Raw genomic sequence first — 21,709 nt, 5'->3', positions numbered from 1 at the left:
GATATTTAAACTTAAAAAGCGTTAGAAATTTGTGCAAGCTGAGACTGATAGGCGTGAATAATATAAGGAACTTGCAAATCACTTGGCATTCGCTGGTAATGGGCTATCACTTGGGATAAATAACGCTTAGCTAAATCAAGATCCTTTTTATCTAAATCCTCCCACATTAATGAACCCGTCAATGTAACTGGATGACCATGACAAGGACGTTCGAGGGTCACATGAAGCACTTCATAAAAGCGTCGATTCTCTTCTAGTAGGGTCTCAGCCTGAATAAAGAAACCCAACTTGGCTAGGGAGTGCCTAACATAATAATTATGATGCACGGGACACAAAATAAACTCTATCTGTCTTGAACCATGACGAGAGATGAGTGCTTGAACGAGTTCAATTAATAACTTACCATCCACTCCCGCAATAATAATCAAATGTGTGTTTGTGATGTCTGTTTGCTCAATGGGTAAATCAGCAGCATTTAGACAATGCACTTGCCACTGACTAATACCCAGTGTGTTTTGAGCAACACTGTGCCCAGTACTAAAGGCTTGCTTAGGGAAAAAACGTTGTAAATCTTGGGTTAACTGCAACATTAAAGGGGCTACACAGTCGACAAAATGTACCTGGTTGGCCGTATTTCTTTTAAGTAACATCATGCCAAGTAAACCATGATCACAACAACAATCCCAAATATGATCATAATGCCCTTGCACCATATGATTAATGTGTTGTAAACGCTGGCTAATTTTCACTCTTATGCCCTATTACTGTGATACAAAAATAGCAGTATTTTACCTGATCCAAGCATAAACAACCTAACGGATAAAAAGGCGTCACACTATAAGACCCAACACCGTCGAGCATAAAACAAAAGTATCACATCATCATTAGGTTGCATTCCCCTGAATGTATGCCTCAGTTATAGTTAATTTCTATCTAGCTCAATAGGCTAAGCATTATTCGGATATTGAATACCCTAGCTATACTCAATTAAGGAGAAATAGCTACCTAAGTCGCTAAGAACTATTAGCAATAGAAAATAGCAATAGAAAATAGGAGTGAACATACATGAGTAAAGTGTTTATCGTTGCACAACAGGGAAATGCACATACTGATACCATTTCAGAAGGAATGAAACTGGCTAATGTTCTCAACAAACAAGCAGAAGTTTTTGCCTACTGTTATGAATATTTCTCTGGAGCTGAATATTATAATCCCCGCTTAGCAGCTGTGGCCCAGCAAGCATTGATGAAACGTCGAGAAGAAGAAGTTCGTGAGCAGTTAAAACATATTGATGCGAGTGAAATACCACTGCATTTAGTGTGGAGTAAATCCCTCTATGAGCACGCCTGCCACCACTCAGCAAGACATGGTTTTGATATGATTATCAAAGGTATCGACAACAAAGAGCACTATCTACCGATTGACTGGCATTTAATCCGTCACACTCAAGTGCCCCTTATGCTGCTCTGTGATAATCCCTTGAATAAAGCGAACACAATTTTGATGGCAGTTGATCTCGATGCCTCAAATCCGCAAAAACAATCACTGAATGACTTGGTAGTCGAACAGGCCAAAATGCTTGCCAATGCTACAGGGGCTGAGCTGCACTTAGCCCATGTTATTCGTGTGCCACCCATACTACGTGATATGGATGTGATCAATATCCACGAAGTGACAGAGTCTGCCCATCAAAAACATGCAGATAAACTCAAGGCATTAGGGTTAGCACCGGAAAATATCCATCTGATTGCGGGCGATCCTGAGTTATGCTTATTTGAACTTTCCTGCCGTCTAAAAAGCCGTTATCTCGTGATAGGCGCTCGACAACGACAAGGATTATTAGGTTATGTTTTAGGGAATACGGCAGAAGCTATCCTCAGCCGTATGCGCAGCAATGTCCTTGTGGTGCCAAAAAATTCAATGTCAGAATCATAATGTTAAGCAGTTGTCAGCTTACTTTATAAACACAGGCTGTCAGCCAAAATGAGTATGCAGTCTTAGCTGAGGTGATATTACTGGCAGATATTGACCCGTGTAACTCAATGGAAATAAGTCATTCGCTAACAGCCCTTACTCATCGGGGCTCTTAGCAAATTGTTCTTAACACCGATGACCAGCATTCCAGTCAACTGTTAGTGCAATCATCTATTGGTTAGATTAATCTAAATAACCTTACCTAATGGTGGTTGCCTTGCAGTACAGGACCGATTTATTAGAAATACATCGTTTTACGCGTTTCGAGAGCTCGCTAGCGCACTTAGGTTTTAGGCATTTTCAGCCCTTAGCGTCACTTCGCCCATGGGTACACCGTTACTTTCATCTACTGGTGGCAACAAATTTACCGCAGAGTATCGAACAAACTTTCTATCCTGACGGCGGTACCAGCCTACAGTTCTATTTCCCAGCACCAAGCCTTGATACAAACTCCGATGAACCTAAAGTAGTTTTTCACTGTGATCAGAGTTTACATTCCCACGCATTTGTCCCCGGAATAGAACAAATGATCGTCCGTTTTCATCCCGGCGGTGCTTTTCATTTACTCGGAATTGCAGTGCAAGAGATTCAGCAAACAAGTTCACATACTGTAATCGAAGCCACTCAATTGCACCTACCAGGATTAAATCAGTTATTATCACAACTCGCAGACACCAATCAGCCAATGCAACGTATCGCCCAACTCGAACAGTGGTTATTACAGTTAATCAAGCCACAACTTGATAGGGGAACATGGTCTACCGCAGGGATTGTGCAAATGAGTTTACCAAGGCTTATCCAACCTCAAACCCGTTTAGAGAATTTTTATGGACAACTTGCCCTAAGCCGCCGCCAATTTGAACGCAGATTTAAACAAGAAACGGGACTCTCTCCGGCACAACTACAGCAGTTAAACAGAGTCAAAATCGCCCGCGATCAACTTAGTCAATCACCCGAACTTAATCTAGCGCAGGTAGCATTTGATTGTGGGTTTTACGATCAAGCTCATCTACATCAACACTTTGTCAGGGTGACACAGCAAACACCAGGGCAATACAAAAAACGCAAAATGTCGCAAATATCCAATCTAACGCAATGCTAACTACTTATATTGAAGCCTCAGTTTATAGGAGGTTTTTATGTCAGAACGTATACCACGCCAACAAATTTATCAGCTACAACCCGCACTATCCCAAGCATTAAATAGTTTAGATAAAGCCGCCGCTGACTCGCAGTTTCCGCCATTATTGGTGCATTTAGTGAAACTGAGGGCATCACAATTAAATGGCTGCGCTTTTTGCCAGCGCATGCACGCACAGGAAGCCAGAAGAGATGGTGAAGATCAACTGCGTTTAGATCTGCTTGCCGCTTGGCATGAAATCGATGGAATATTTGATAAACGGGAACGTGCGGCTTTAGTGTGGACTGAAATACTCACCCAAGTTGCGTCGGCCCCTATTGCTGATAGTCAATATGCTCAGCTTGCCGAACAGTATTCAGAGAAAGAAATAGTGGATCTCACCAGCTTAATTATTGCCATTAATGGCTGGAACCGCGTCGCTATTGCCTTCCATTTACAGCCCACCTAATTGCAATATAAAAGACGAATAAAAAGGGCACTGACTTTGGTGCCCTATTCGCTTGTATCGCTATATTGTTAGCTTAACGTCAATGCCACTATTTTAAGCGGATGATTATTATCGAACGAGGGGAAATCTTCATGGGGATCGAGCCAAGTGTGCGCAGTAACTGTACGGCCTTGTTTTTCAACACAGCGCACTAAACTGTCGAACCATGCTTGGCGCTCTACCTTAGCCACATTATTGCAACAGACAATAGTCCCTCCTGATTTAGTTGCCAGTAATGCAGGCTTAAACAGGCCTTGATAGTCATTGACGAGATCCACTATCCCAAAGGCACTCTTGGCATAACGCGGGGGATCGAGGAACACTAGATCAAACTGAGTTTGCACCAATTGGGGATAGCTAGGTAATTTTTGATTTCGGCGCCCACCGACACTCAAGCCTGCTAATTGGCGCAGTGCCGGAAACGCATCGCTCTGCACAAACTCGCACACATTCGATACCTGATTTAACGCCGCATTCGCTTTTCCCGTGGCTAAGGCAAAGGAAGAAAAGTCGACATTCATCACCCGAGTCGCGCCGCCAATGGCTGCCGCCGTACCAATACCGCAGGTGTAAGAAAACAAATTCAGCACGGTTTTATCTTGGCTGTGTGCCCGCACATATTCACGGCCAATACGCATATCGAGGAATAACAGTGGATCTTGCCCTTCGTGGCGCAGTTTAGTGCTGAACTTAATGCCATTTTCCTGCATCACCCGCTCAGCACTCGCAATCTCTGCCATTGCGGGTGATAAGTTGTTCAATACGCGGGAATGGCCTAATGAACGGTCATTATACACAATCGGCAAATCGGCCTGTTGCAACAAAACAGTGCCGACATCGGTCAACTCTTCGTCGGTTAAGGTCTGATGAAAACTCTGCACTAGCCAAGTATCGCCGTAACGATCGACATTTAAGCCACTTATGCCTTCGACAGTGCCATGGAACACCCGAAAACAATCGGTTTGATCCTGTTCAGCTTGTTGTAAAAAATCATGGCGTTTCGCCAGAGCCGTCGATAACAGCATTTGAATAGACATAAAAAGTGGGACTCGCGCAGTGGAAACCTGCGTAAGGTTTCAAGAGGGAAAACGGCATAATAGCAAACTAGGTCGCACAATATCGGAGAAATTCACCAAGCCAGTGCGAAATAATCGGCTTTGGCTCGATCTCACAATGTCGCGGTGACCTTAGCATCGAACTCTAAATAGCATTATTGGATATCGCGTTAGATACTACTCATGGTGATCAGTTTGGGATAATCATTACATGAACCTTAGCACTCGGGTTTCTGCTAGGTTAAGTATGCGATTAACTTAAGCCGTTTTCCGAATGCTCTCCCATTCTTAGTGCATTTCAAACTAACTTATGTCAGCCGTTTGCTATTCAGTTCGCTGAATCCTTGAAGTATAAGGCTAAAGCAAGCCGTAGAGTCTTCCTGTGGTAACAGATGCCCATATCGCTGATCCTCTAAAAATACCGTATCCGGTGCTAGCTTTTGCCACTGTGACTGGCAGTCGCAAACGCTAACAAAGTATGGCGAAAATAACTCTTTTGAGACAAAAATCCGACAGTTCCTTACGGCTTAAGCATTTACACGTCATCAAAGATCAAATCACTTCAATTAATGACTCTAATCCAGGCGCTGTCTTCGTTGGTACAAACTCGATCACCTCAAACTCGGCAACATCAGCAATGCTAAATGGGTCTTGGTGCAAAATAGCCTCCAACACCGTTCGAGATTCAGCCTTCGCTAAGATAACACCGCCAGTACGTGGCACCTTGCGGCCCGAGGCGACGAAAGTCCCTGCGGCAAAATGCTCATCAAGATAGGCAATATGGGCGGCTAAATGTAACTCTACTTCCGCAATAGGCTTTTTATAAGTAAGCAAGACAACGAACATAGGTATCCTTTAAATAACTGAAAAAACTAACATAATAGAACAAGTAAAACCGCTTAACGCTTATGTTTTGAGTAATCCTGTGGCGTACAACCAAATTGCATTTTAAAAGCCGCACTGAAACTGCTAACGCTCAGATAACCTAGACTATGCGCTACCCTCGTCGTGCTTTCTCCTTGGGTTAATCGCTCAAGAGAATTTAATAAGCGAAATCTTTGTCGCCATTGCCGATAAGTGAGGCCCGTTTCTGCTTTAAAGAGTCGCTCAACGGTTCGCACACTTGCCCCCCCTATTTCGGCCAGTTCTGTCAGTGAGTAATTAACTTTAGGTTGACGAATAATTGTTTGGATAAGACGACTAAGCCTTGGATCTTTTCCTGCGGGTAAATGAGCATCAACACTATCGAGTGTAGCTAGCTCGTCGATAGCCGCTAAACCAAGCCTAAGTAAGCGCCCTGCCTCCATTGATTCCGCTTCACACAATCTGAGGATAATTTCCCGCATCAGTGGCGTCATGGTCACCATGACCACTTGCTTATTATGTTCTCTGACACTATAGCTTGGGTCAATGTAAAGATTGCGAGTATGAGCATAGGTTTCACTACTGACTTGATGGGACAAATTGCAAGGGATCCAGACCGCATGGGTTGATGGAACCACCCATACTGCACTTTCACTACGAACCCGTAAAATTCCTTTTACAGCCCAAAGTAACTGTCCTCTTGGGTGTGCATGGGGTTCAATACCCGCTTCGGCATCCAAATTACGAGCATGGGTGAGTACAGGTCTATGGGGATCGATGATAAATGCGGCATTACTGGGTGCTAATAATGTCGCTTTAGGAACAATGTCTGACATATAGCCATCTTAAAACGTCAAGGTAAGTACGCTATCTTAAGATCCCTCTTCTAAGTAGGCAACCCGTCAGGTCTTTGAGTATGAAAAGTGTCAATAGCGTAAAAAAAATAGCCTTTACTAGTGCATTATTCATCGCCATCTTGTTGGCCGTTTTTCCTCTAAGTGAGTATCCGACGATATTTTCCTATAGTGCTGGCGTAGTATTAGTGACACTGATGTTTTGGAGCACAGGCTTCTTTCCCCCTTTTATGGCAGGTCTGATCTTTTTTGCTCTCGCGACCATTTTTAACCTTATCGAACCAAGTCTGCTTTTTTCTGGGTTTGGTTCGACTGCGGTGTGGTTAATCATTTCTGGTTTTGTGATAGGCAGTGCCATTTCAGAATCAGGGTTAAGCCGCAGAATGGCCTCACTACTTTCACCCATGCTCACTAGCCGTTATCTCTACTTGATTGCAGGCCTTGTCCTGAGTGCAGTACTACTTGGTTTTGTTATGCCATCATCCGTCGGCCGTGCGGTTGTGCTTGTGCCAATTGGCATGGCTTTAGCCGAGCAAGTTGGGTTTGAGCGAGGCAGTAATGGACGTATGGGTATTGCAACGACCTTAGCACTGTCTTGTAATATGCCAAGTTTTGCAGTGTTACCATCTAATATTCCGAATATGATCTTGGCAGGTTCCAGTGAACGCCTCTTTAACATCAATTTTGGTTATACTGAGTATCTCTTGCTGCATTTTCCAATCTTAGGTTTGCTCAAGTCGATTTTAATAATTACGTTGGTGGTGTATTTCTTTCCTGCACATATTGATAAAAAGTGGCGTAGTAAAGAGAAAGAAAATGAAACTTATGATCTAGCCATGCAAAGGAAAGTCGCGGTGTTACTGTGCATCACCCTACTGTTTTGGGTAACAGACACACTACATGGTATTAATCCTGCTTGGGTTGGACTTGCAACGGCAATCATTCTGTTATTGCCCAAATGGGGCGTATTAGAACCTAAGCGTTTTAATAGTGCTGTCGATTTTGCTACCGTTATTTTTGTTGCTGCGGCATTAGGACTTGGCACATTGGTCAATCACTCTGGGCTTGGAACTGCACTAGGACAAGTGTTTAGTGAATGGCTACCCTTACAACAGGGTGAATCGTTCCTGAATTTTATGTCCTTATCATTAATTTCTACACTAACGGGTTTAGTTGCCACGGTTCCGGGCGTACCCACTGTACTATCTCCTATGGCAGCGGACTTTGCCGATGCAACTGGTTTCTCTATTCCTGCGGTATTAATGACCCAAGTGATCGGTTTCTCAACGGTGATTTTTCCTTATCAAGTTGCTCCCTTAATTCTAGCCATGCAACTCTCTCAGGAACCATTAGCAAAATTACTCAAAATCACCTTACCTTTAGCAATAATAACGATAGTCGTACTGATGCCAATGGACTATCTATGGTGGTTGTGGCTCGGTTGGATAGCCTAGGAAATGTTGATGTTTCAAGATTAAACTTAGTTAGCCATGGCAAGCTCGTATAAAGAAAGTAAGAGCTTGCCTACGCCCCATTTGTTGGGGGAAATGCTGATTAAGTCACTTGATAAATATGTTGGATTTCTAGATGCTTATATAGAGTTTACTTAAAAGCCATTTTTCACTGATATTGAGTAAGATCACATTATTTGAAAATGATATTGAAAAAAAAACATCCCAACCACCAGTAATTGTAAACGATTTGTTTCATTGAAAAATAATACAACTTTCGTGTGACTCAGGCTAGATAACAACTCTTAGTATTCCTCCTTTCTTTATTAGCACTTCCGGTATTACAAATTAAATGTTTTAGCAACATTATGCCAACAATCAACCAATTGATCTTAATGTCTTTAATGATATTTTCCCAAAATTGGAGGGTTATGATCAATAACTATAAGCAATGATGACCCCCCTCCTATTCATCATTGTATTGTTAAGGGAATGAAAATATGACAACGCAAACAGTCGTAGCTCGCTCGGTGCGCTTTAGTTTGTTGACCTTAGTAACGGCATCAGTATCGCCGTTTGTATTTGCAGCTGATACACCAGCCATCAATGAGAAAGTCGAACGTATTGAAGTTACTGGATCACGTATTAAACGCACAGATCTTGAAAATGCTTCACCCGTTGTTGTAGTTAGTGCTGCTGATATTGAAAAAGGTGGTTTTAACTCAGTTCAAGATGTGTTGGGCAATCTGTCACAAAACTCTGGTGGCTCTATGACCCAGCAAGAAGTTCATGGCTTTACGCCTGCGGCATCTGCCGTTAATCTTCGTGGTGTGGGTGCAGGCCGTGTGTTGACCTTAATTAACGGTAAACGCGTACCTAAATATCCCTTTGGTGCAGGCGGTACAGATAGCTTTGTGGACACCGCGAATATTCCATTGGGGGCAATCGAACGTATTGAAATTCTAACCACTGGCGCATCAGCCATTTATGGTTCAGATGCAATGGGCGGTGTTATTAATATTATTTTGAAAAAAGATGTGGAGCAAAGCACCTTTAAATATCGCTTCTCCGATACCGTTGATGGCGGTTTACAAAATAACCAATTCTCCTTTATGACAGGTGTAAGTAGTGATAAAGCCAATATCACCTTCTTTGCTGAATATGAAGATCGTCAAGCCTTAAAAGGCACGGACAGATCAGAATGGGGAACAGATATAGTTCCAGGCAATCCCTATGCAGCCTACAGCAGCTATGGCGCTAACCTTGTTGATATTAATGGCAAGTTAGTGAAAACATTGAGTGCTGCAGAGTGTGATGAGCGTGGCTATGTGATGATGACTAATGGTCGTTGTGGCTTCGACCGTGCACAACAACGAGATTTTTCTCCTGAGCAAAAGCGCTATTCAACCATGGTGAATCTCACTAAGGAATTGAATGATGATCACCAAATCTATTCTCGAATAGACTATACCCATGCATCAACTTACACCGAAATTGAATCTGCGACTGTAGGTACGGATTTTCTTTTTGATGTCACAGGTAATAATGTGACAATCCTTGATGAAAAAAATGGTCTTTCACAGACGTTTAATAAAAATACTGCCTTTGGGGGGGACTTTGCCGGAGTAGCAGATGGTGAATACTACTATACCCGTCGCATGTCTGAACTAGGTCCGCGTACCTCCGATTTTGAAACCAATAACTTTTCGTTCTTAGTTGGTGGCAAGGGCTATCTGAATGAAAGTATTGAATATGATGCATCTTGGTCAATTGCTCGCCAAACAGTTGAATCAACAACGGCAGGATCACCAACCTACCAGAGTATGTGGAATTATCTAACCTCAGGTACTACTGGCCGCTCCTTAATGGATGTTATTTCAGCAGAGAATGCAGCACTAATTGATTATCAAGGCGGTAAAAAAGGTCAATCGACCCTTTCTAGTTTTAACATGGGGATAAGTGGTGAGGTCTTCGAATTACCTGCAGGTGCGGTAGCTTATGCTGCTGGTATTGAATATGGCAAAGAGTGGTTCTACGACAGATCTGATAGCTTTACCAGCAATGGCGGCGTAATGGGCAAAGGTGGTAGCAGTGCCCAAGGAGAGCGTGAACAATATGCAAGCTACGCTGAAGTGGCAGTACCAGTGATTGAAAACCTCACCGTCACCTTGGCAGGTCGTTACGACTACTACGATGATGAGTCCGATGTTGGCGGTCAGTTTACCCCACAACTTGCGGTAGAATACCGTCCTATCGATAACCTACTGCTACGTGGTCTATATGCTGAAACCTTCCGTGCACCGGATATGCAGCGTTTATTTGGTGAACCCACTTCAGCCTATAGCACAGTAATTGACACCCCTACTTGTGAAGCCTTCGGCCCTGGTCCTGCGTGCGATAAAATAGAATCCTTGCCTATTACCATTGGTGCTAACTCAGAGTTAGAAGCTGAAACAGGTAAAAACTATAACCTCGGTATGGTATGGGATTACAACGACTTCAATCTGACCTTAGATTACTGGATCGTTAAAATTGATAATCTGGTGAATGATCCTAGCGCCCAATATATTCTGGACCATGCTGACGCCTTTGCAGATAAGATTGTACGCGATGCCGATGGCAAGTTAATTCAGGTTAATACCCAAGCAATTAACATGTCATCACAGGAAACTTCAGGTATTGATTTCTCTATAGGTTATCGCTATGAGACTGCGAACCTCGGTGATTTAACTGCTCGTTTAGAAGGAACCTATTTGCTGAAGTGGAAAGAACAATTAACCCCAGACTCAGAATCATTAGATTTAATTGATGGTGAAGGTTCTGCACCTAAAATCCGCGGTAATTTGAACATAGGCTGGAACTATGATGATTTTGCAACTAACCTGTTGTTCAAATACACAGACAGTATGAATGGCGAGCGGATGGACTATTTCGTTGATAATGGCTTAAATACTGACTACAGCGTAACTATTGATAGCCATATTGAGGTCAACTGGTCTGCCAGTTATTTAGTCAATGATGCCTTTAAAATTTCAACTGGTATCAATAACCTATTTGATGCTGGCCCTGAGATCGATGAAACCCAATCATCTTGGCCACATTACCCACGCTCTTACTATAATGTAGTGGGACGTGAATATTATTTAGCCGTTGAGATGAGTTTCTAATTTAGTTTCACCAACAAAACGCCAGCAAATTGCTGGCGTTTTTACTTAGGGATAAATATAAACTCAAGTATGTTTAGTATTACAGAACCATCCCTAGCCTAAAATTCTGCTTCCACTGTCAAGTCTTCAAAATACCAATAACCAAGATTCACCCACTCTGTAAGCTGTGCGAGACAGTCGGCATTATCTAACCAAGGCAGTAAAGCCGTTTTATCTAGTTGACTCATATCACAAAGCAGTGGGATTATCCCTGCCAGTTCCACAGGCAATTGATATCGTTCACCATTAATAAATATTGTTCCTTGCTCAACACTGACATCAAAATACAAACAACGTAAACCGCCAAGGCGAATAAGCGGTTGTTCATCGAGCCAAGCGAGCACTTCACCTTGGGTGATATCCAACGGCTCATCGGGTAAGTCCAAGGCACATTTGGATTGGGTTAGATAGCGGCCCGAGAATTCACTCACCAGTTTATCGTTTAACATGCTCGTAAGCTGGCTACGTAAACGCGCTAAATCGTTATTATCCACGCAGCCACTACGATGTGAAACTTGGCGCTCAGGATCGGCTATCTGCTGTGCACCTAGATCATGTTCGGATAAGTGATCGGCTAAGGCGCTGAACATATCTTTTGCCGAAGCTGTACGGTAACCCACTGAGAAACTAAGTGATTCTTCAAGAGTAATCCCATCATGTGGAAATCCAGGAGGAATATAGAGGATATCGCCAGGCAGTAATTCAGTATCGATAATAGGTTCAAACGCTTCAGTGTGCAGCAGCGCAGGATGGGCTGCAAATTCACGGTGTGGACCGCGATCGCCCACTCGCCAGCGGCGACGACCAGAACCTTGGCAAATAAACACATCGTAAAGATCAATATGTGGACCAACACCTCCACCAGGTGTCGCGTAGCTCACCATCACATCATCAAAGCGCCAACGAGGAATAAAATCAAAACATTGGATTAACGCTTCAGCATCGGGCACCCAGTTATTCAATGCTTGCACAATCAAAGTCCAGTCTCGCTCGCCTAACTTTTCATAGGAGTCAAAGGGACCAAATTCGGCATGCCACTGCCCAGCCTGCTGATAAACACGCCGCGATTCCACTAGCTCATCCATCGCTAAGCCAGCCAATTCTTCTGGGGAGACTAAGTTTTGGAACTGTTTAAATCCTTGGCGGATGACTAACGGTTTTTTCTGCCAGTATTGGGCTAAAAATTCAGCGGGGGTTAAACCATTTATCTCAAGTTGCATGGGATGCTCACGGGGCAAACTGTTATACATAAACGGCAATGTTAACAGGAAGACAATATGAGAAAACTCGATGGGATCAACAAAGCATTAAGTCGTATACCCATGAATAAAAATAAACTCATCGTCTTCGCTCAGCGGTAACAGACCTAGCTGTGCTAGCTGTATTTTCAGCTCAGTAAGGGAAGATACATTGGCATCAGGCAACCCCGTAGGAAACAGTGTTTTGGCGATCCTAATCGCATAAATAGATTTGTAGCTAATGCGCCGCTGCACAAACAGACAATCTGCAGTCTTAATATCCGATAACACTTGATTTGAGGCTTCATAATCGAGGGGAAAATCCGCTTCACCTACTAGCTGTAATTGCAGATACACACCATGGGAAGCTAATAGCGTGATACATTCACGCCATTTCGTATTATTCATTATAGGATTCATAGCGTTAACTTAAGTGCTTGCCCAATATAGTCGGTAAGTTTTTTTTGGAGTGTTTCATTCGAAATATCACCGTTTGAGAAGATCTTAATATGGCGACGAAACTTCCCCTTTCCTTCAAGTAAGCTGTAGGCATCCTGAAAACTTGCACCAGCACTAAATTCCAATGACACATGTTGTTGATAAGCAAAAATACCACAAAAGGGCTTTGTCGTGCTAAAGAGGATCCCACCGTACTTGATCTCCTCCGTCACTGGGATAGCGGCTTGTTGTGCCACGGCGAAAATCAACAGCCTTAGATCTCGTGCAACTTCAGCCAATGATGGGCTGAGCAAACGAATATCCGCTATGTGCTGCGTAATTGGCGATACATCATCCATAACGAAAACTCCATTGATTACATAATTAACCTTAAGGTTATCGTATTGAGATCCAGGATAAAACAGCCTTGATAGATAAGGGCATAAAAAAGGCCAAGTGTGGAGTGCACTTAGCCTTTGGCTGGAGATAAGATGTTAACGAGATTAGAACCCTTCAACCCCCTTCATATCGGGGAGATGGTGGGCGATTCCCTTATGGCAATCAATACAGGTTTTTTCACCACTGGCCAGTGATGTAGAGTGCATCTGCGCCGCTCTTGGTGATTGTCTCGTAAAGTCCATATAGGTGAAGTTATGGCAGTTTCGACACTCTAAAGAGTCGTTTGCCTTTAAACGCTCCCATTCATGCTCTGCCAGTTCGCGACGTTTATCCTCAAACTTTTCACGCGTATTAATGGTCCCAAACACTTTGCCCCATACTTCTTTAGATGCCTGCATTTTACGGGCGATTTTATCCGTCCAATTATGTGGCACATGGCAATCAGGACAAGTTGCCCGTACACCACTTCGGTTAGTGAAATGGATAGTCGACTGCAACTCTTGGTAGACGTTATTTTCCATCTCATGGCAACCGATACAAAACGCTTCTTGGTTCGTTGCTTCCAGCGCAGTGTTAAAACCACCCCAGAAGATCACACCCGCCACAAACCCACCCAAAGACAAAAAGCCTAGACTGTAATGGACACTCGGACGATTGAGTACTTGCCAGATCTTTTTCAATTTATCTAACATACTAACTCCTAGTGTTTTTTCTGCTCAATATTGGCTTTAATCAGATGTTCCATATCTACAAAGTCATTTTCGACCAGTAACTTAGCATCTAACTGCGGCACATGGCATTGAGTACAGAAATAGCGACGCGGAGAAAGCTCGGCTAAAAAGTTATTATCCCTATCCATATAGTGCGTCACGCTAACCATAGGAGCTTGTGACTCCCCAGTACGACTTCTGGCATGGCATGCCATACACTTATTAGCTTTAATATCAACCTGATAACCATCTATTTTGTGCGGTATAACCGGAGGCTGCATCGGATAATTACGCACTTCTTTCACATCGGTATTACGCACCTTTTGCATCGCAGGTGGTGTAGGTTCAACATTGATAGGTGCTAAACGCAGCGTATCAATTTTATCTTCAGGAATACTGGTTGCAGACACGTTGACCATGAACAATGAACCGAATGCAAGCAATCCTAACACTCTGACTAATTTGAATGTTTTCATTCTGTACTCCTTATACCTTAACGATCTTCACCGCACATTTTTTAAAGTCAGTTTGTTTTGACAGAGGATCTGTCGCATCTAAGGTGACTTTATTAATGAGCTGGCTAGCATCAAACCAAGGTACAAACACAAGGCCTACTGGCGGTTTGTTACGACCTCGAGTTTCGACTCGTGTCTTAATTTCACCTCTACGTGATACGACTTTCACTTCATCGCCGCGGCGAAGACCTCGTTTTTTGGCATCATCTGGGTGCATAAAACACACTGCATCGGGGAACGCGCGGTAAAGCTCAGGCACACGCTGCGTCATGGACCCTGAATGCCAATGCTCGAGAACACGGCCTGTCGATAACCAAATGTCGTATTCTTCATCTGGCGACTCTGCTGGTGGCTCATAGGGCAGTGCAAAAATTACGGCACGCCCATCGGGATGACCATAAAACTCAAAGCCTTTACCCGCTTTCACATAGGGGTCACTTCCCTCACGGAAGCGCCATTTGGTTTCTTTACCATCGACCACAGGCCAACGTAAACCATGGGCTTCATGGTAAGCTTCGAAGGGGGCTAAGTCGTGACCATGACCGCGGCCAAAGGTCGCGTATTCTTCAAATAATCCCTTTTGGACATAAAAACCAAAATGTTTTGCTTCGTTGTTCAAAAACTTAGGATCGGTATCTGTTAGAGGGAACTTGTCGACGTTGCCATTTTGGTACAACACTTCAAACAAGGTTTTCCCTTTGAAAGAGGGATTTGCGGCCAACACTTCCTGCGACCACACTTCATCGGTGGTAAAGCGCTTAGCAAATTCCATCAGTTGCCATAGATCCGAATGGGATTCACCGGGTGCTTGTACCATTTGATGCCAGAACTGAGTACGGCGTTCGGCATTACCATAGGCGCCCTCTTTTTCGACCCACATTGCAGTTGGCAAAATCAAATCAGCAGCTTGGGTAGTAACCGTTGGGTAAGCATCGGAGACCACAATAAAGTTGGCAGGATTACGATACCCAGGTAAACCTTCCTCATTGATATTGGGGGCTGCCTGCATATTGTTATTGACTTGCACCCAGTAACAGTTCAAATCGCCATCTTTTAAACGGCGGTTTTGTTCAACTGCATGGTAACCCGGCTTGGGTGGAATAATGCCGCTTGGGATTTTCCAAATTTCTTCAGCATGTTTTCTGTGTTCAGGGTTAGTGACCACCATATCGGCAGGTAGGCGATGGGAGAAAGTACCCACTTCACGGGCAGTACCACAGGCTGAAGGTTGCCCCGTTAATGAAAACGGACTATTTCCTGGGGTAGATATTTTTCCGGTCAATAAATGAATGTTATAGATAAGGTTATTACACCACACACCGCGAGTATGTTGGTTAAACCCCATGGTCCAGAACGACGTTACTTTCGTATTAGGATCAGCATACAATTTTGCCAACGCCACTAATTTATCTTCTGAAACACCAGATAATTTACTGACTTTTTCAACCGTATATTCGGCAACAAAGGCTTTGAAGGCCTCAAAATCAATGGGGGTAGAATCACCTGCTGTTTTGACATTTTTTGCTTTTTGTTCAAGTGGATGGGTTGGACGTAAGCCATATCCAATATCCGTTGTACCTTCACGGAAATTAACATGCTTTTTAACAAAGTCCCAATTCACTTTATCGTTTTGAATAATATAGTTAGCGATAAAATTTAGAATGGCTAAGTCAGTTTGTGGGGTAAAAACTATCGGTAAATCGGCCAGATCGAAGGAGCGATGTTCGAAGGTTGAAAGCACGGCAACTTTGACATGATTTGCACTCAAGCGGCGATCGGTGACGCGGCTCCACAGAATAGGATGCATTTCAGCCATATTTGAGCCCCATAGCACAAAGGCATCGGCAGCTTCCATATCGTCATAACATCCCATAGGTTCATCAATACCAAAGGTACGCATAAAACCGACCACGGCTGACGCCATACAGTGACGAGCATTAGGATCGATATTATTTGAACCAAAACCCGCCTTCATTAATTTAACGGCAGCATAACCTTCCCAAATCGTCCATTGGCCAGAGCCAAACATCCCAACGGCCGTTGGCCCTTTTGCTTTAAGGGTTTCTTTCCATTTTTGCGCCATGATATCGAAAGCACTATCCCAACTAATGGGCGTAAATTCACCATGCTTATCGTATTTACCATCAGTCATCCGCAGCATAGGCGTGGTTAAACGGTCACTGCCATACATAATTTTTGAAAGAAAATAGCCTTTAATACAGTTAAGGCCGCGGTTCACTTCACTATTGGCATCACCGTGGGTTGCTACCACTTTGCCATCGCGCGTTGCCACAATAACGGAGCAACCTGTACCGCAAAAACGGCACGGGGCTTTATTCCACTCTAATTTTGTTTGTTCTGAGCTGGTAATTAAGTTGCTGGCACCCGCGGGCAAGGCTAAGCCTGCGGCACCTGCGGCTGCAATGACGGCATTGGCTTTAATAAAGTCACGTCTATTCATGTTCATTCTTCACCTTCTTTGAGCACTTCACTCTGGTGGTAAACCATAGTGGCGGATAACACGCCAGGAATGGCATTAATTGCTTCTATGCTGTCCATCAAGGCACGTTGAGAGTCACCTTCAAGCACAACAATCAATTTCACATCGTTGTTAACGGAAAGTTCGGCATTTTCTATTGTCAGAATATGTTGTCTGACGTCAGCCATTTTCTGTGGTAATACTTGCACCACTAAACTGGTGATATGAAGTTCTTTACTCATGCGACATTTCACTCTTAACTTATTGTTATTATTAGCTGTTAATTTAGCCAGCACCCGGTGGGCCCGTTAAAATCTGGCTAAACCAAATCGCAAAGCCAAGGCCACTGACCAATACCACTGTCAATAACGGGGCGAGAAATACGGTTAAAAAGATAAAGATCTTCAGTTCTAAGGATTTTTCTTCTGCGGTGTTAGCACTCATGCGTCCTCCAAGAGGGTTATTCCTTCACGCTAACGAATGGTAAAGCTCGTCAATGGCAGGAATTTATATGTATCTGTTGCATCTTTTTTCTACAGGAGGATCATACCTTTATGCTGTTAACAAAATGTATACCTCCAAATCGGTAAAGCCCTTGATGCTTGATCCAGATCATTAATTTGACGATAGATTTAGTTAGATCATGCTTTTTAATCCATTTAGCAAATTACCAGCGAATCCGTTAAGTGCATTTACCTATTAAGATGAGGGGCGAGATGACTAAAAAAGAGGAAAAACACACTCAAAGTGTTGGGTATTCAATGGGCGTAACCATTAAGGAGTAGCCAAACAAGTCAATTGGTAAGTATCTGATTTTAAATAATTTACATTGAATTTTGTGACAACATTAAACAGATATGCAGATTAATGTGCAATATCAACTAATGCTTAATGGGATTTAAGATAAAAAACCGAGCAAAGTGGCAAACTTGGCTCGGTTTAATGTCTTTATTCTTTGAATTTGCGGTTAACCCTGTTGAATATGATTCAAAATCCGTTTTTCAGAGATGGGATAGGCAGTACCTAACACCTGCGCAAAACAGGACACTCGATATTCCTCAATCATCCATCTCGCCTCGATTAATGTCTGTGGCGTTGGCACAGATCGCGGCACCTTAGCTAACTGCGCCGCTAAGATCTCTTGTACTTTGTTGATACTTTGCATATGCAAACGGTCGCGAGTCGGATCGACGGGTAATTTATCGATACGTATCTCAATGGCTTTTAAATACCGCGCCACATCGCCTAGACGGCTCCAACCACAAGCTTCGACAAATCCCTTAAAGACTAACTTGTCTAATTGGCTTTGAATATCACTCATAGCAAAAGCAATATCTAGGCTAATTTTGCCCTTAAGGCGCTTTTTAATGCCCTGATATAGGGTCAAAATCTGCTCAACCTTCAAGGCGATTTGCTCGGCAGTAGGATTAAGTTCTTGGCGAACCCAGTCTTTTGCCTGCTCAAATTGCAGTTGATCACGCACATCGAGGGCCTTTTCATCCAACAATTGTTGTACTGCAGCGGCAATAATATCGTCAATCAAGATTTGCACTTGGCCAAATGGATTGAAATACATGGCTAATTTGGCCTTATTGGGCAAGGCTTGCTGCAAATGTTTCACTGGCGATGGAATATTAAGCAGCAGTAAACGCCGTAAGCCCTGACGGTGTGCATCTTGGGCCTCTAATTCATCATCGAATAATTTGATTGCAACACTGTCTTTATTATCGATGAGCGCTGGAAATGCCCGTACCTGATAGTTACCTTTCTGCTGTTGATACTGTTTGGGTAACTCACCAAATGACCACTCTGTCAGCGCTTCTTTTTCTATGCCTTTATCTGCAACTTGACGAATGGCCTTAGCGACTACGCCTTGCAGCTCTGCTTTTAAGATATCGAGCACTCGCCCCTCGGCAATGAGCTTATGTTTATCGTCTTCGATTTTAAAATTCATTTGTAAATGCAGTGGGATCTGCGTTAAATCAAAATCTTCGGGATTCACACGTGTGCCACTCATACGCAATAACTGCTTGCACATCGCCTCAAGCAAACTGGCACTAAAGGGCACCATAGCCTGCACACAAGCACGGGCATAATCAGGTGCCGGCACAAAATTACGCCGCAAACTCTTAGGTAAGGATTTAATCAACGCAATACATTTTTCTTCCCTGAGCCCCGCCACCAACCAGTCAAAATCCATTTCATCGATTTGATTGAGTAACGCCACGGGAATGTGCACTGACACCCCATCGTCCGCGGCACTGGGCTCAAAGTGATAACTGAGTTTGAGGCGTAAATTGCCTTTGTGCCAAGTATCAGGGAAATCCAATGCCGAGATATGATCCGCACTGCGTTGCATCAACAGCGCTTTGTTAAAATCGAGTAAATCTGGCTGCTCGCGTTTAGCCTTTTTCCACCAGCCAAAAAATAGCTGAGCATTGTAAATGCCCTGTGGAATGCGCGGCTCATAAAAATCCATCAAGACTTGCTCGTCGACTAAAATATCGCGACGGCGGGATTTATGCTCTAAGGATTCGATATCTTCGAGCAGTTTTTGATTTGCGACAAAAAATGCTTCTTGGGTTTGGAGTTGCCCTTCTGCCAAAGCGCTGCGGATAAAAATCTCCCGCGCTTCAATAGGATCGATGGGGCCGTACTGTACCTTACGTCTGTGTACTATGGTCAAACCATAGAGCACTTGATTCTCAAGGGCGATAACGCTGCCGGGTTTTGCTTCAAAATGCGGCTCTACATAGCTTTTCTTAATCAAATGTGCGGCTAAGGGCTCAAGCCATTCTGGCTCAATTTGGGCGCAGCAACGGGCAAATAGGCGCGAGGTTTCGGTAAGCTCAGCCGCCATAATCCATTTAGGGCCTTTTTTGGCCAGTGGTGAACCAGGGAATACAAAAAACTTGCGATTACGCGCACCTAAGTACTCGTTATTATTATCTTTAAAACCCACATGGCTCAATAAGCCCGACAAGAGCGCACGGTGCAAGGTATCGTAAGTGGCTGGTGTATCGTTTAAACGCCACTTTAAATCGTGCACGGCTTGCTTAAGCTGAGTATATAAATCCTGCCATTCACGCACTCGCAGGTAGGCTAAGTATTCATCACGGCATTTTTTGCGGAACTGGCTGGCAGAGAGTTCTTTTTGTTGATCTTTTAAGTGCTGCCACAAATTTATCCAACTGACAAAATCAGAATGTGGATCGGCAAAACGGCGATGGGCTTCATCGCTCGCTTGCTTCTTATCCATAGGCCGCTCGCGGGGATCTTGAATCGATAAACCGGCCGCAATCACTAACACTTCGTTTAAGCAGCCCAGTTGGTGACTTTCAACCACCATTCTTGCTAAGCGCGGATCGACCGGGATCTGTGCAAGTTGTCGTCCGAGTGGTGTTAACACTAATTTACCATGTTGATGCTTAACGGCTTGTAATTCCTCAAGCAATAAAAAACCATCTCGGATATGACGTGGATCGGGTGGCTCAATAAAGGGAAACGCCCCAATATCACCAAGACCAATCGCGAGCATCTGCAAAATCACCGAGGCTAAGTTAGTGCGCAAAATTTCAGGATCGGTAAACGCCGGACGATTATTAAAATCTGCCTCATCGTATAAACGAATACAAATCCCCGGCCCCACTCGGCCACAACGTCCTTGACGTTGATTAGCACTCGCCTGTGAAATAGGTTCAATCGGCAGGCGCTGCACCTTGGTACGATAGCTATAACGGCTGATACGCGCCGTACCAGGATCAATCACATAACGAATGCCGGGTACAGTCAATGAAGTTTCCGCCACATTGGTGGCGAGCACAATCCGCCTGCCTCGGTGGCTATGAAACACTTTGGATTGTTCGCCATAGGATAGGCGAGCGTAAAGTGGCAAAATCTCTGTATCACGGTAATTACGACGGCTTAATTGCTCCGCGGTGTCGCGTATTTCCCGCTCGCCGTTCATAAAAATCAGTATATCGCCAAGTCCTTCGGCGACGAGTTCATCGACCGCCGCAAAAATGCCTTCGATCTGATCCAGATCGGCATCCGTATCTTGAACAAGCGGGCGATAACGGGTTTCGACAGGAAACGTTCGACCCGATACCTCGATAATAGGTGCATTGTTAAAGTGTTTAGAGAACCGCTCAACGTCAATGGTCGCCGATGTAATGATGACTTTTAAATCTGGACGCTTTTTCAGAATTTGCTTGAGATAACCTAAGATAAAATCGATATTGAGGCTACGTTCGTGGGCTTCATCAATGATGATAGTATCGTATTGATCTAAATAGCGATCCGAGGTTAACTCCGCCAGTAAAATACCGTCGGTCATTAATTTGATATAAGACTCACTTTTTAAAGCATCGGCAAAACGCACCTTAAAGCCCACCACTTCACCCAGTGGACTCTGTAACTCTTCGGCAACTCGGCTAGCGACACTGCGCGCAGCTAAACGGCGCGGCTGTGTGTGACCTATCATGCCACGGCAACCTAAGCCTAATTCCAGACAGATTTTAGGTAACTGAGTCGTTTTACCTGAACCCGTCTCACCCGCAATAATCACCACCTGATTACCCGCTATGGCTCGGGCAATCTCATCGCGCATTAACGATACAGGAAGATTTTCTGGGTAAGTAATTTTTGGACGGGCGTTACGGCGTTGCACAACCTTTTCAAAGGCTGTCTGAGCTTGCTCAGTAAGCTGTGCTAATTGGTGCGTCTTCTTATCGGAATCCGCTTCTTTATTCAGTTTAAATAAGCGACGTCGGATCCGCGACGCGTCGCTCTGATAGCAAAGATTGAGGAAAGCGTTCGAGAGCGGATGTTTATCAGAGTTCAAAACCAAATTCCATTGCTAGCATCAAAAACCGCGATCCTAGCAAGGAATGTGGTGC

General features: G+C 43.9%; 18 protein-coding genes. 5 read left to right on the top strand and 13 right to left on the bottom strand.

The window, feature by feature from the left end:
- Positions 1-11 precede the first annotated feature (11 nt).
- The gene (locus JEZ96_RS09465) at positions 12-749 is read right to left on the bottom strand and encodes a tRNA (adenine(22)-N(1))-methyltransferase (protein ID WP_061782849.1); all 738 of its coding nucleotides are present in this window, start codon (positions 747-749) and stop codon (positions 12-14) included.
- Positions 750-1,065: 316 nt separating this feature from the next.
- On the opposite strand from JEZ96_RS09465, the gene JEZ96_RS09460 reads away from it, so the two are divergent.
- The 3 genes from JEZ96_RS09460 to JEZ96_RS09450 all read left to right on the top strand — a co-directional run bounded on the left by JEZ96_RS09460 (position 1,066) and on the right by JEZ96_RS09450 (position 3,563).
- Positions 1,066-1,935: a universal stress protein gene (locus tag JEZ96_RS09460; protein ID WP_025007646.1), complete on the top strand. Its 870-nt coding sequence runs from the start codon at positions 1,066-1,068 to the stop codon at positions 1,933-1,935.
- Between the two features lie 244 nt (positions 1,936-2,179).
- A complete protein-coding gene (locus JEZ96_RS09455) occupies positions 2,180-3,076 on the top strand; it encodes a helix-turn-helix domain-containing protein (RefSeq protein ID WP_025007645.1) in 897 nt (298 codons plus the stop codon).
- Positions 3,077-3,113: 37 nt separating this feature from the next.
- Positions 3,114-3,563 carry a carboxymuconolactone decarboxylase family protein gene (locus tag JEZ96_RS09450; RefSeq protein ID WP_025007644.1) on the top strand — a complete coding sequence of 150 codons (450 nt, stop codon included), beginning with the start codon at positions 3,114-3,116 and terminating at the stop codon, positions 3,561-3,563.
- A gap of 68 nt (positions 3,564-3,631) precedes the next feature.
- On the opposite strand, the gene JEZ96_RS09445 is transcribed toward JEZ96_RS09450, so the two are convergent.
- The 3 genes from JEZ96_RS09445 to JEZ96_RS09435 form a co-directional block, all read right to left on the bottom strand.
- Complete coding sequence (locus tag JEZ96_RS09445) at positions 3,632-4,639, bottom strand: class I SAM-dependent rRNA methyltransferase (protein ID WP_025007643.1); 1,008 nt, start codon at positions 4,637-4,639, stop codon at positions 3,632-3,634.
- 570 nt (positions 4,640-5,209) lie between these two features.
- Positions 5,210-5,503 (bottom strand): YciI family protein, encoded by a 294-nt coding sequence (locus JEZ96_RS09440; RefSeq protein ID WP_011789396.1) that lies wholly within the window; start codon positions 5,501-5,503, stop codon positions 5,210-5,212.
- Positions 5,504-5,556: 53 nt separating this feature from the next.
- On the bottom strand, positions 5,557-6,357 hold the full coding sequence (locus tag JEZ96_RS09435) for an AraC family transcriptional regulator (protein ID WP_011919265.1): 801 nt from the start codon (positions 6,355-6,357) through the stop codon (positions 5,557-5,559).
- Between the two features lie 80 nt (positions 6,358-6,437).
- Here JEZ96_RS09435 and JEZ96_RS09430 point away from each other — a divergent pair, with 80 nt between their 5' ends.
- A complete protein-coding gene (locus JEZ96_RS09430; RefSeq protein WP_128090087.1) occupies positions 6,438-7,829 on the top strand; it encodes an SLC13 family permease in 1,392 nt (463 codons plus the stop codon).
- Between the two features lie 497 nt (positions 7,830-8,326).
- The gene (locus JEZ96_RS09425) at positions 8,327-10,993 is read left to right on the top strand and encodes a TonB-dependent receptor plug domain-containing protein (protein ID WP_025007641.1); all 2,667 of its coding nucleotides are present in this window, start codon (positions 8,327-8,329) and stop codon (positions 10,991-10,993) included.
- Positions 10,994-11,091: 98 nt separating this feature from the next.
- Here the strand turns inward: JEZ96_RS09425 and JEZ96_RS09420 are convergent, their stop codons facing one another.
- The 9 genes from JEZ96_RS09420 to hrpA all read right to left on the bottom strand — a co-directional run bounded on the left by JEZ96_RS09420 (position 11,092) and on the right by hrpA (position 21,654).
- The gene (locus JEZ96_RS09420) at positions 11,092-12,252 is read right to left on the bottom strand and encodes a cupin domain-containing protein (RefSeq protein WP_025007640.1); all 1,161 of its coding nucleotides are present in this window, start codon (positions 12,250-12,252) and stop codon (positions 11,092-11,094) included.
- 87 nt (positions 12,253-12,339) lie between these two features.
- Positions 12,340-12,678 carry a hypothetical protein gene (locus JEZ96_RS09415; protein ID WP_229781414.1) on the bottom strand — a complete coding sequence of 113 codons (339 nt, stop codon included), beginning with the start codon at positions 12,676-12,678 and terminating at the stop codon, positions 12,340-12,342.
- 8 nt (positions 12,679-12,686) lie between these two features.
- Positions 12,687-13,067 (bottom strand): DUF1801 domain-containing protein, encoded by a 381-nt coding sequence (locus JEZ96_RS09410; protein WP_014610621.1) that lies wholly within the window; start codon positions 13,065-13,067, stop codon positions 12,687-12,689.
- Between the two features lie 144 nt (positions 13,068-13,211).
- Entirely contained in the window at positions 13,212-13,799 is a 588-nt protein-coding gene (locus tag JEZ96_RS09405; protein WP_011789402.1) for a cytochrome c3 family protein, read from the bottom strand.
- Positions 13,800-13,807: 8 nt separating this feature from the next.
- A complete protein-coding gene (locus JEZ96_RS09400) occupies positions 13,808-14,293 on the bottom strand; it encodes a nitrate reductase cytochrome c-type subunit (RefSeq protein ID WP_011789403.1) in 486 nt (161 codons plus the stop codon).
- Between the two features lie 10 nt (positions 14,294-14,303).
- The gene (napA, locus tag JEZ96_RS09395) at positions 14,304-16,793 is read right to left on the bottom strand and encodes a nitrate reductase catalytic subunit NapA (protein WP_011919262.1); all 2,490 of its coding nucleotides are present in this window, start codon (positions 16,791-16,793) and stop codon (positions 14,304-14,306) included.
- Positions 16,794-16,795: 2 nt separating this feature from the next.
- Entirely contained in the window at positions 16,796-17,053 is a 258-nt protein-coding gene (locus JEZ96_RS09390) for a chaperone NapD (protein WP_011789405.1), read from the bottom strand.
- Between the two features lie 43 nt (positions 17,054-17,096).
- On the bottom strand, positions 17,097-17,255 hold the full coding sequence (locus JEZ96_RS09385) for a periplasmic nitrate reductase, NapE protein (protein ID WP_011789406.1): 159 nt from the start codon (positions 17,253-17,255) through the stop codon (positions 17,097-17,099).
- Between the two features lie 523 nt (positions 17,256-17,778).
- Complete coding sequence (gene hrpA, locus JEZ96_RS09380) at positions 17,779-21,654, bottom strand: ATP-dependent RNA helicase HrpA (RefSeq protein ID WP_370670782.1); 3,876 nt, start codon at positions 21,652-21,654, stop codon at positions 17,779-17,781.
- Positions 21,655-21,709 lie beyond the last annotated feature (55 nt).

It is taken from the genome of Shewanella putrefaciens (assembly GCF_016406325.1).
Lineage (GTDB): Bacteria > Pseudomonadota > Gammaproteobacteria > Enterobacterales > Shewanellaceae > Shewanella > Shewanella putrefaciens.
The sequence above is the reverse complement of the archived record's forward strand: the minus strand, read 5'-3'. Positions and strand labels throughout refer to the sequence as shown.

Bases quoted from the DNA above. Each gene is read 5' to 3' on its own strand.
- JEZ96_RS09460 (WP_025007646.1), top strand. From the start codon at position 1,066: ATGAGTAAAGTGTTTATCGTTGCACAACAGGGAAATGCACATACTGAT.
- JEZ96_RS09455 (WP_025007645.1), top strand. From the start codon at position 2,180: ATGGTGGTTGCCTTGCAGTACAGGACCGATTTATTAGAAATACATCGT.
- JEZ96_RS09450 (WP_025007644.1), top strand. From the start codon at position 3,114: ATGTCAGAACGTATACCACGCCAACAAATTTATCAGCTACAACCCGCA.
- JEZ96_RS09445 (WP_025007643.1), bottom strand. From the start codon at position 4,639: ATGTCTATTCAAATGCTGTTATCGACGGCTCTGGCGAAACGCCATGAT.
- JEZ96_RS09440 (WP_011789396.1), bottom strand. From the start codon at position 5,503: ATGTTCGTTGTCTTGCTTACTTATAAAAAGCCTATTGCGGAAGTAGAG.
- JEZ96_RS09435 (WP_011919265.1), bottom strand. From the start codon at position 6,357: ATGTCAGACATTGTTCCTAAAGCGACATTATTAGCACCCAGTAATGCC.
- JEZ96_RS09430 (WP_128090087.1), top strand. From the start codon at position 6,438: ATGAAAAGTGTCAATAGCGTAAAAAAAATAGCCTTTACTAGTGCATTA.
- JEZ96_RS09425 (WP_025007641.1), top strand. From the start codon at position 8,327: ATGACAACGCAAACAGTCGTAGCTCGCTCGGTGCGCTTTAGTTTGTTG.
- JEZ96_RS09420 (WP_025007640.1), bottom strand. From the start codon at position 12,252: ATGCAACTTGAGATAAATGGTTTAACCCCCGCTGAATTTTTAGCCCAA.
- JEZ96_RS09415 (WP_229781414.1), bottom strand. From the start codon at position 12,678: ATGAATAATACGAAATGGCGTGAATGTATCACGCTATTAGCTTCCCAT.
- JEZ96_RS09410 (WP_014610621.1), bottom strand. From the start codon at position 13,067: ATGGATGATGTATCGCCAATTACGCAGCACATAGCGGATATTCGTTTG.
- JEZ96_RS09405 (WP_011789402.1), bottom strand. From the start codon at position 13,799: ATGTTAGATAAATTGAAAAAGATCTGGCAAGTACTCAATCGTCCGAGT.
- JEZ96_RS09400 (WP_011789403.1), bottom strand. From the start codon at position 14,293: ATGAAAACATTCAAATTAGTCAGAGTGTTAGGATTGCTTGCATTCGGT.
- napA (WP_011919262.1), bottom strand. From the start codon at position 16,793: ATGAATAGACGTGACTTTATTAAAGCCAATGCCGTCATTGCAGCCGCA.
- JEZ96_RS09390 (WP_011789405.1), bottom strand. From the start codon at position 17,053: ATGAGTAAAGAACTTCATATCACCAGTTTAGTGGTGCAAGTATTACCA.
- JEZ96_RS09385 (WP_011789406.1), bottom strand. From the start codon at position 17,255: ATGAGTGCTAACACCGCAGAAGAAAAATCCTTAGAACTGAAGATCTTT.